Source organism: Methylomonas sp. LWB (assembly GCF_001856095.1).
Taxonomy (GTDB): Bacteria; Pseudomonadota; Gammaproteobacteria; order Methylococcales; family Methylomonadaceae; genus Methylomonas; species Methylomonas koyamae_A.
The window spans coordinates 37,727-46,693 of record NZ_MKMC01000020.1 but is presented as its reverse complement, the minus strand read 5'-3'; the positions used below and the strand labels follow the sequence as shown (position 1 = coordinate 46,693).

The following is an 8,967-nucleotide window of genomic DNA, read 5'->3' as shown; positions in this document are numbered from 1 at the left end:
AAAAACCGGACGCCCTTACAGACTCCGCTTTCGCTTCGGTCGTACCGACTGCCGGCTATCGCCGGCACCTTCCAGGCCGCCTTGCCGACGCTCAATAAGGGACGTGCGTCGGCGCTCCGCAAGCTACGCACCGCCACACCTCCCTTAGCCGCTGTGGCTTATCCCTAACGGCACGCAAGGCTATCGCCCTGCTCGAACAACATCACCCTAAAGGTCGGCGGTGGATTTATACACAACGCCCCGCTTTTTCGGGGGTAGATTGGAAGACCCCCACGCGGGCGAGTGTGCATAAATCAACTTGTATGATCGATGAGGTGATTTTCGCGCCCGCGAAAATGTTGCGGATAGAGATTAAGGCGCGGCTATCGCCGACTGCATTTTGATGTTTGAGTTTAGCCGTGGCCATCGACGTAGCTAGTCTTAATGGGACGAGGATGTGCGTAATGTGCGAACAGGTTGCCAGAGCGTCCGGCTTCATCGATCAAGGGTGAAGGCTTCGCCCGAACATAAAAAAATAGACGCCTTTTTTGATTAAGGCTTTGCGTCGATTTTTTTATGTCCGCCCTTGACCGCGCCGAACCCTCCGGCCGACTGTACGCACCGCACACCCTCGTCCCATTAAGACCGATGCAACCCAGGCCGGGTATTGCCCCGACTAACAAGCGGTGCGGCTATCGCCGCGCTATTTGGACTTCTCCGCTCCCCTGAACCCTTAATCCCGATTGCAAGGGGCATGCCATAACTGATTGATATTGTTGTGTTTGGATGTTAATTTCTGCTTGACTTCCGCCCCATTGGGGCGTATTATAACAATCAGGCCGGGCACTTCCGCCAAGGCCATTAACCGGAGTTAAAACCGATGACAACTTTAACCGCTGATCAACAAGCCATCATTCGCAACGCGCTGGCTATTCTGGAAACCCTTTTCAAAAAACAAGACTTATCGGCGACTTCGCCCGATAACGTTAAAGATTTCTGCCGCCTTCATTTCGGCCATTTGGAGCATGAAGAGTTCGGCCTGTTGTTTCTGGATAATCAACACCAGTTGATCAAGTATGAATCCGTGGCAAAGGGTACGGTAGACGGCGCAAGCGTCTACCCTAGAGAGATCGTTAAGGCCGTGCTGGCATGCAATGCTTGTGCGCTAATCGCGTATCACAATCACCCTTCGGGCTTGCTTTCACCTTCGGACGCCGATATTCGCATCACTAAAAAATTACGCGATGCCCTGGGGTTGATCGATGTTCGTATCCTTGACCATATCATCGTCAGTAACCAAGGCGCGTACAGTTTCGCAGAGCACGGCCTTATGTAATTTTTGCGGGCGGGTTTACCCCGCCCCTTTTTTTTAACGTTAGAGGTTTTTATGGAAACAATAGCTTTTTACGATACCGGCGGCGTGCTGCCTAATTCGCTCGATGCGTTCAAAAACCGCGCGTGTTCGCTACCCTTTGGAAAAGACGGATACGCGCCGCCAAGCCCGCAAGAGGTGGATCGTTTGATTAAGCTGGCCGGATGGTCTCAAAGTCGTGTCGCCCGCCTTGTTGGGGTGACGTACAACCCGAAAAAAGGATCATCCACGATCCGAAAATGGCGCACCGTTGTAGAGAATCACGATTATAGGCAGATTCCGTATGCCGCGTGGCGTTTGATGTTGTTGTATGCCGGGGTGGTGTCGGTTGATGATGGCTTACAAGACGGTCTTGATAATGCTGGCCAGAATGCCGGGTAATTGCTTTACGGTATCAGGCAAAAACACTTGACAACAAAGCGAAAACGCCGGATAATAGCGCCATGGTTTGGGGCAATCGCCCTACCATCAGAAGGCCGGGCAGTTTCGCTCTGGCCAGGTTTACCGGAGGTATCCGATGTTAGAAAATCCTGTTTCGTCTTCCTTGGTTGCAGATGGCAACCGTCTTGACTTCCTGCCTACTTATTTCGGCGATGAGTTGATGTTAATCGGTGAAATGCTTGTGTATCAAACCGCCGATGAATTGTGCCCCGATTACAAGGGCGGTTACTGGTTGTTTCATGAGCTTAGCAACGGGGGCTTTTATATGACTCCAGATTTCGATGCGCCGGTGCGAATTTCGGTCGCCGGTAATTATTTCGATGGCGTGATGTCGCCCGATGCGGCCGGTGTTGTGATCAGCTTGTTTGCAATCAATAAACTCATTAGCGCCATGCACGGACAACACGATGTCGATGCACTGATTGACCGTTATCACTTCTTACGGGACTTTGCTTCCGAACATGCCGAAGCCGGCTTGATCTTCGCCGCTATCGATTAGGGCGCAACGCCCCGGCCATGTGCCGGGGCATCTTTACCTAATTTAAAGAGAAGGCCGGGCGCTTCGCTCTGGCCAGGTTAATTGTGGGCATTGTGAGGGTTAGTCATGTTTGAGACCCGTGATTTTAAAGGTTACTTTCAGTCGCGTGAAGTGGTGCGGATTGGCAATAAAACTATCCGGCATAACTGGCGATTTTATATTTGTGGTTTTGATGGCGATTCCGCAACGATCTTATGCCACAACAAAGCAACCGAGCTCGTACCAATTGACGCCAACAATCGGATTTTTGTCGCTGGTAAGTGGTTCTCTTCTCGGTTTTGGGATCATTAGCTGATTACTAGCGCCTTTATTGATTAAACCGTAACGCCCGGCATGTGCCGGGCCTCTATTGGGGCTTGTAATGGGTTATTTTAACGATCAGAAGGATAGGCCGGCGGGCGAGTTCTATCACCGCGAGACTAAGGCCCGCTTTGAGTTCCGCCCAACCGCCGACAATTGGGCGGCTCAGTACGGGCTTGAGTGGGAAATCGCAATGTCCGACGGATCGGTGCGGTTTGCGCGACTTTTGCAGACGGTGGCCTATATCGCCGTCGATGTTAACGATGATCGCTCAGGATCGCCGGTTTTAGAACGTTGGCCGATTGTAAAAATGTGGTGCCGGTAAAGCCAGGTAATTATGTTACATTATCAGGCAAAAACGCTTGACAGGCAAACGAAAACGCAGGACAATAGACCCATGGTTTCGGGCAGTCGCTCGACCATCAGAAGGCCGAGCGCTTCGCTCTGGCCAGGTTACCGGAGATTTCCATTATGGAATTACACGACGCGCATGTAGTTTTTTATTACGAGTGGCTTGATGCCATGGCTTGGAATGATAGTTGCCATGCGATGCGCCAAGCTGAAAACGCATGGGAAGACAACGGTTGCGCCTGGTTAGGCGCTGGTTGCTAAGGGGGGTGGCGATGCAAGCCGTCAATATTCCTGTCATGCCCGACGATGTAGAGGCATTGGAGTACGCTATCGAGTTGATAGTTGATGACCTAGACAACATCGACCACCGGGATTTTCCAAATGCCGAAGAACTTGAATGGGCTATCAATCGGAAAAAGGGAAAACTTGAAGCACTTAAACGGTTGGTCTGTTTAGCCGCCAAATAAACCGCGTTCCCGCGCTTAGGGCGCGGGGACTTTATCAGCTAAAAATCCATCTTTATTTGATAGGGGATAACAGCCATGAAAACCGTACAAAACGCGCGAATCCGGGTTACCGTTTCCAATGCGCAATGGCAGGCCTACGCTAACCGCGTGCCCAGTCGCTCACTCATACAAACTTTACCGAGCGGCGATGTTCGGCAACATGACTTAGACGGTATCGTTCGAGGCCGTATTTTGTCCGATGCGATGGAAATTATCGGTAATCAATCCGAAGCCGTACTGTTGGATCAAGAGCCGTTTCATTTATCCGCTCAGGAGGTGCACGATATTGCGTTTAACGTGTATATGAGTCATTGGCTCCGCGATCATAGCAAGTATGGCGAGGGCGTGACCCTTGGTCGTTACTTGAACGGCAAACGCCTTCGCCATGGCATGGCGTATGAAATCGACGCCGCCCGCGCGTATGCGCAAGCGGCGTTGCTGGAGCTGGACTACGAAAAACTGTATCGGGATACGGTTGCAAACTATCTACCAGGCGGCCAGGAGGGGATTTTTAGGGCAGCCCAAGCAGGTAGAAGCGCGGACGCGAGCGCCGATGTTGAAGAGGCGATTTATTGGCGCTGGTATCAGTGGGACAACGAACGCCGGTATCGCCACCGCTTTGATAACACCGACGATTTTACAATTGAAATCATCGATGCCGATGCGATGCCGACGCAGATTGGCCTTTGCCGTTACCTACAGCATGCCGAGAAGCCTTTTACTTGCACACTCTTAGCGGCTTGATTTGCACAGCAGGCCGGGCGATTTCGCTCTGGCCATTAACCGGAGATAAACCGATGGCAAAACACAGATTTGATGTTCTTCGTGGCAACAAGGTAATTGCGCATATCTCGGCAGAAAATCTTACAGTCAAGATCACAGCAGCAATAGCGGCGGTTGGCTTTTTGATTGTTGGGCCTTATCCAGTAAAGACAAAGTAAGGCGCTTTTTCCGCAACGCGCAGGCATAAGATATTTTCGCGGGCGCGAAAAACGAATGCTGTTACTTGGTGACAATCTGCCGGCCAGGTCGAACTGGCCACGTCACCAAATCGAATTGGCGACAGACCCCACCCGGATCGAGACCAGCGCCGGGCAAACCCTGTCACCATAGGATGCCGGGCGATTTCGCTCTGGCCATACATATAGAGACCGGGCGCTTCGCTCAGGTCAGTTAACCGGAGGTATCCGATGAGATTCAACAAACATCCACGTTTTGAGTTTACCGACACCCACCAAAAAAGGGCGGCTATCCGTCGCCGGCATAAACGCGAAGTCAATAAATACCCGTTGCTCGCATTCATCGGGGAGATTGCACCAGTAGACGAAGATAAGGAAATGGCGGCTAGGCGGCGCAAGCATGCGGACGACGATGTTCACGACCGCCGCCGGCATGCGGCGGACTGGCGCAAAGCGCGGCGCTTGTTACGAGAGCACGCCGAAAAGGATGGCATTCTGTGGTATTGGCAAACGTATAGCTTGACCGCAAACCCTGTCATGTTGCTGGATTTGATTCGCAATTGGCCGCAGATGAAAGCCAGCCGCCTTGCGGCCGAACAGCGGATGAATGCATTTCGGCGGGAACGCGGCGATTCAGCGTTACCGGCTTGCAAGAGTTTAACGGTTTTTTTGGATACGCTGGCGTTATCCCCGTTCGATGAGAGTCACGAAGTCGCGTAATACTATTTATGCGCGTGTCAGGTAAAAACGCTTGACACGCCGGGCTTATCTATTGATAATAGCCCCATGGTTTCGGGGTTACCGTCCCACCATCAGAAGGCCGGGCAATTTCGCTCTGGCCAGGTTACCAGAGGGGTAGACAAGATGCTCGATGAATCACAATTGCCGGTTTATGTTCAATACCTGTGTCACATGCGTAGCGCACCCGGCATGTGGGAACGCTATTCTGGTTTCGTTGAGGTGTACGCACCGGATACGGCGACTGACCACGAGGTGTTTGTAAAAGCGGTTCAAACTCTTTCGCGAACCAGTTTCCCGGATCGGCCTAGTTTGTCGAGTTGGGAATTGGATCGCGTCGAACGAGCATAAAAATACTTCCATTGGTGCCACGATTTTAGGAATAGTTACGTCATGAAAATATTATCAATAGCCAATCAAAAGGGCGGTGTCGGTAAAAGCACATTATCCGTGCATATTGCATACGCGGCCATAGAGGCTGGTTTGCGGGTGTTGTTGGTCGATATGGACAAACAGGGTAGTTTGTCGCTTTCGTTCCCGGCTCCTGCTGACGCTGAGCCAGGCCTATTCGCGTCAAGATTGTATGTGGCCGGTGCGATGGAGACACGGCCGCAAATGCTTAGCGAGCATCTAGGCATTATTCGGGCGGATAACGCTTTGCTGTCAATTGACAAGGCCGAGAACGAAGTGATCCGGCAGCCGGGCCAGGCGTTACGGCAATTTGCGGCGGATTACGATTTGTGCGTGATTGACACGCCGCCTTTGCTCGGCATTCGCCTTATGGCGTCATTGGCCGCCGCCGATTACGTGGTGACGCCAGTATCTATCGGCCTGTACGAGTTGGCCGGTGTCGCTGATCTAATGGCGACAATCCATGTCATTCGCACCCAGGGTTTCAACCCCAGGTTGAAACACATCGGTATTCTGCCGATGAAGGTCAATAGCCGCAGCACGGATGCCCGCCAGGCGCTCGCGTCGCTCCAACAACAATATGGGCCGATCATTTTAAAAGAGGCCTTGGCGGAACGTGCGCCTGTGAAAAAAGCTATCTCAATGCGCCGCCCGGTGTGGACACATACGAGCGGCGAGGGCCACTTAAAGGCCGCGCATGAATGGCGGGCGGCATGCACCGCTATTCTGGATCGCTTGAATTAAGGGGGGCGATATGAGCAAGACAAATGCATTATTCGGCGGTGGTATCGATAGTTTGTTCGGGGCCAGCGGTAACCCGAACGAATACGACATTATGGCTAACCTGGATGATATTGAGATTGGTAACCAGGTTCGTGAAGAGTTCGAGGACGAGAACAACAAATTGGCCGATCTTGGCCGTAGCCTGCGCGAGAACCAGTTACAGCCGATTATTCTTCGAGCGAATCGCCCAGGAAGTGAAAAGCCTTATCTGTTGGTGGCCGGTGAACGACGTTGCCGCGCAGCCCGGATCGAGGGCTTAACGCAACTTTGGGCGAGAGTGAAGGATTTAACCGATGAACAGGCCGAAAAAGCCCAAGTGGTCGAAAACATCCATCGGAAAAATCTCACGCAAATTGAAGAAGCGAAGAAAATTGAGCATGACCTTGAGACCATGAGCATGGACGAAGTGATGGCGAAGTACCACATAAGCCGGACGCGCTTATCAAAAATGATGGGCTTGCTGGATTTGCCCGAGCAGGCAAGACGCTTGGTGACGGAGGACTTGAGCGCAGATGTTGAATCAATTAACGCAGTAAAGGTGATCGAAAAGATCGACCCGGCGAAAGCCAAGGTGTTAGTGGACGATATAAAAAGCGGCGGGGCTAAGGTGAATGTGCGGGATATGGTGAAAGCCGCTAAAGATGAAGTCAAGCCACCTAAGAAAAAAGAGGACAAAAAACCAGCGACTCAAGTTGATGTTTTAGCGTCCGCGAAAAAACCAACGAGCGGGGATGAAGAGCAATCGCCGCCTAATCACCCGTCGCGCGAGTCAGTTAGTTTGGTATTGAGTCTTGCATACAGCGCGATCTTTCTACAAAACAAATCGCCTAAGTCGGTGCTGGACGACATGAGCCAGGACGACCGGGAAATGATCGATGTCTGGCTTCGCGCATTTTATGACAAGGGCGTTCAAAGCAAAGATGCCGGCCGCGATATGTTGGTATGTTTGCGTGGCGATCTGTTTGCTGCCGATGGTGTTGGAGCGTTTGCGTTGGCGTCTTTTGCATACGGTCTTGATCGTGATTCAAAATTCAGTCTGTTGAATATTTTTGGCAGTGTTAAAGCGTAACCGATGGTTACATTATGTTTTTGTTATTTGGAGTTAATTGCCTATGCCGGCTAAACGACGTCTGACCGAACGCGAATTCGCGTCGGTCCGGCCGCTTTTAAGAATTTCACCAGAGCGGCAGGATGCCGCTTATGCGGTGCTTGTTGCTAATGAATCCTATACAACCGTTGCCGCTCAGTATGGTTGTTCTCGCCAATCTATCGGTGACGCCGTAAACAGTGTTTGGGATACATATCAAAAAGTGCTTGCCAGCCAAGCGGCAGAGGACGACTCACTAATCCCGCCAGGCTGGGAACGGGTGACACTTGTTGCGCCGACCGAGATTATTTCGGCCTTCCGTAATGTCATCAATGCCTTTCGGCACGAAAGCGAAAAAAGCGGCCATTAGTCTAGTTGGCAATGGGTTAAACGAGGATTTATTACAATGACTGGCCACGGCGCATCAAAAGAAGTATCCGCAATGGCGGATAAACTTGACAAACTCCGCGAGGCTCAAAAGCAGCGGATTGAGAAAGAGGCGCGGCCTGGTGAGACCTACGCGCAAGCCGCCCACCGTTTGCAGGTTGCAGCCGATAAACAGCCGCCGACCCCCAAATCCAATATGCGGAAAGCGCCCAGTGGTGACGCTCAAATGGATTTTTTTGTGCCGGCCCTTTATGACGTGGGCACGCGCGATAGCCGCAGCATTATGGATGTCGCAGTGTTCCGGCTGTCTAAAAAGGAACGCCGCGCCGGTGACGTGATCCGGTATGACCTGCCAGATGGTTACGTCGAGGTGAAGAGCGGGCCAGACGGAATGGCGTCGATTTGGGACTACGACATTGTATTGATGTTGGTATCACATTTAACGGAAGCCGTTAACGCCTATCGTGCCGGCAAGGGTGAGAAGCCTAGCCGCACTTTTCGGCCGCATGTCAGCGACATTCTACGATTTTGCCGAAAGGGACATGGCGGCAAACAAGCCGTAGAGATAGAACATGCGTTAGATCGGCTTCGAGGCACAACGATCAAAAGCGTCCGTGAACGTGTCAACACTAACGGTCAGAAGTTACGCGAAGTCGAGGCTGAGGGGTTAATCGGTGGTTATCGTGTGGTGTCCTATACCGATTCAGGCCGAATTGCCGAGCTGGAAATTGAAGCACCTAAATGGCTATATCGGGAAATTATCGACGGAAAGCGCCCGGACGTGCTCACAGTTCACCCTGATTATTTTCTAATTGAGCCAGGCTTGGGTAAATTCATTTACCGGCTTGCCCGGCGGGCGGCCGGTAAAGACTCCGCAAAATGGTCATACCAAACGATTTATGAGCGTAGCGGAAGCACTGGCACATTTAAGAAATTTTGCTTTATGCTGCGTAAGCTTATCGAAACGAACGACCTGCCGGAATACATTTTGAGCGAGGAAAAAGGCCTCAAAGGCCCACAATTAGTGATGATTCACCGCGACTCAATTGAGGTCATTGATAGCAGCGGTTCCTAATGTACACACGCCGCCGTTGCAACCGTGTCAAACCGATTTC

14 protein-coding genes are annotated in these 8,967 nt (G+C 51.8%); all 14 read left to right on the top strand.

What is annotated here, in order from left to right; translation table 11 throughout:
* The first annotated feature begins 859 nt into the window (after positions 1 to 859).
* A complete protein-coding gene (locus tag BJL95_RS10320) occupies positions 860 to 1,315 on the top strand; it encodes a RadC family protein (protein WP_071157720.1) in 456 nt (151 codons plus the stop codon).
* A 51-nt stretch (positions 1,316 to 1,366) separates the two neighbouring features.
* Complete coding sequence (locus tag BJL95_RS10315; RefSeq protein WP_071157718.1) at positions 1,367 to 1,732, top strand: DNA-binding transcriptional regulator; 366 nt, start codon at positions 1,367 to 1,369, stop codon at positions 1,730 to 1,732.
* A gap of 136 nt (positions 1,733 to 1,868) precedes the next feature.
* The gene (locus BJL95_RS10310) at positions 1,869 to 2,291 is read left to right on the top strand and encodes an antirestriction protein (protein ID WP_071157716.1); all 423 of its coding nucleotides are present in this window, start codon (positions 1,869 to 1,871) and stop codon (positions 2,289 to 2,291) included.
* A 105-nt stretch (positions 2,292 to 2,396) separates the two neighbouring features.
* Positions 2,397 to 2,621 (top strand): hypothetical protein, encoded by a 225-nt coding sequence (locus BJL95_RS23855; protein ID WP_083385894.1) that lies wholly within the window; start codon positions 2,397 to 2,399, stop codon positions 2,619 to 2,621.
* Between the two features lie 70 nt (positions 2,622 to 2,691).
* The gene (locus BJL95_RS10305) at positions 2,692 to 2,955 is read left to right on the top strand and encodes a hypothetical protein (RefSeq protein ID WP_071157714.1); all 264 of its coding nucleotides are present in this window, start codon (positions 2,692 to 2,694) and stop codon (positions 2,953 to 2,955) included.
* Positions 2,956 to 3,101: 146 nt separating this feature from the next.
* A complete protein-coding gene (locus BJL95_RS25155) occupies positions 3,102 to 3,242 on the top strand; it encodes a hypothetical protein (protein ID WP_175463696.1) in 141 nt (46 codons plus the stop codon).
* An 11-nt stretch (positions 3,243 to 3,253) separates the two neighbouring features.
* Positions 3,254 to 3,448 (top strand): hypothetical protein, encoded by a 195-nt coding sequence (locus BJL95_RS10300; RefSeq protein WP_139306210.1) that lies wholly within the window; start codon positions 3,254 to 3,256, stop codon positions 3,446 to 3,448.
* A gap of 75 nt (positions 3,449 to 3,523) precedes the next feature.
* Positions 3,524 to 4,231 carry a hypothetical protein gene (locus BJL95_RS10295; RefSeq protein WP_071157710.1) on the top strand — a complete coding sequence of 236 codons (708 nt, stop codon included), beginning with the start codon at positions 3,524 to 3,526 and terminating at the stop codon, positions 4,229 to 4,231.
* A 53-nt stretch (positions 4,232 to 4,284) separates the two neighbouring features.
* Positions 4,285 to 4,428, top strand: coding sequence for a hypothetical protein (locus tag BJL95_RS25150; protein ID WP_175463695.1), 144 nt, complete (start codon positions 4,285 to 4,287; stop codon positions 4,426 to 4,428).
* Positions 4,429 to 4,677: 249 nt separating this feature from the next.
* On the top strand, positions 4,678 to 5,166 hold the full coding sequence (locus BJL95_RS10290) for a hypothetical protein (RefSeq protein ID WP_071157708.1): 489 nt from the start codon (positions 4,678 to 4,680) through the stop codon (positions 5,164 to 5,166).
* A 411-nt stretch (positions 5,167 to 5,577) separates the two neighbouring features.
* Positions 5,578 to 6,339: a ParA family protein gene (locus BJL95_RS10285; RefSeq protein ID WP_071157706.1), complete on the top strand. Its 762-nt coding sequence runs from the start codon at positions 5,578 to 5,580 to the stop codon at positions 6,337 to 6,339.
* Between the two features lie 10 nt (positions 6,340 to 6,349).
* The gene (locus tag BJL95_RS10280) at positions 6,350 to 7,447 is read left to right on the top strand and encodes a ParB/RepB/Spo0J family partition protein (protein WP_071157703.1); all 1,098 of its coding nucleotides are present in this window, start codon (positions 6,350 to 6,352) and stop codon (positions 7,445 to 7,447) included.
* A 43-nt stretch (positions 7,448 to 7,490) separates the two neighbouring features.
* The gene (locus BJL95_RS10275) at positions 7,491 to 7,835 is read left to right on the top strand and encodes a TrfB-related DNA-binding protein (RefSeq protein ID WP_071157701.1); all 345 of its coding nucleotides are present in this window, start codon (positions 7,491 to 7,493) and stop codon (positions 7,833 to 7,835) included.
* Positions 7,836 to 7,871: 36 nt separating this feature from the next.
* On the top strand, positions 7,872 to 8,927 hold the full coding sequence (locus BJL95_RS10270) for a replication initiator protein A (protein WP_083385892.1): 1,056 nt from the start codon (positions 7,872 to 7,874) through the stop codon (positions 8,925 to 8,927).
* Positions 8,928 to 8,967: the final 40 nt, after the last annotated feature.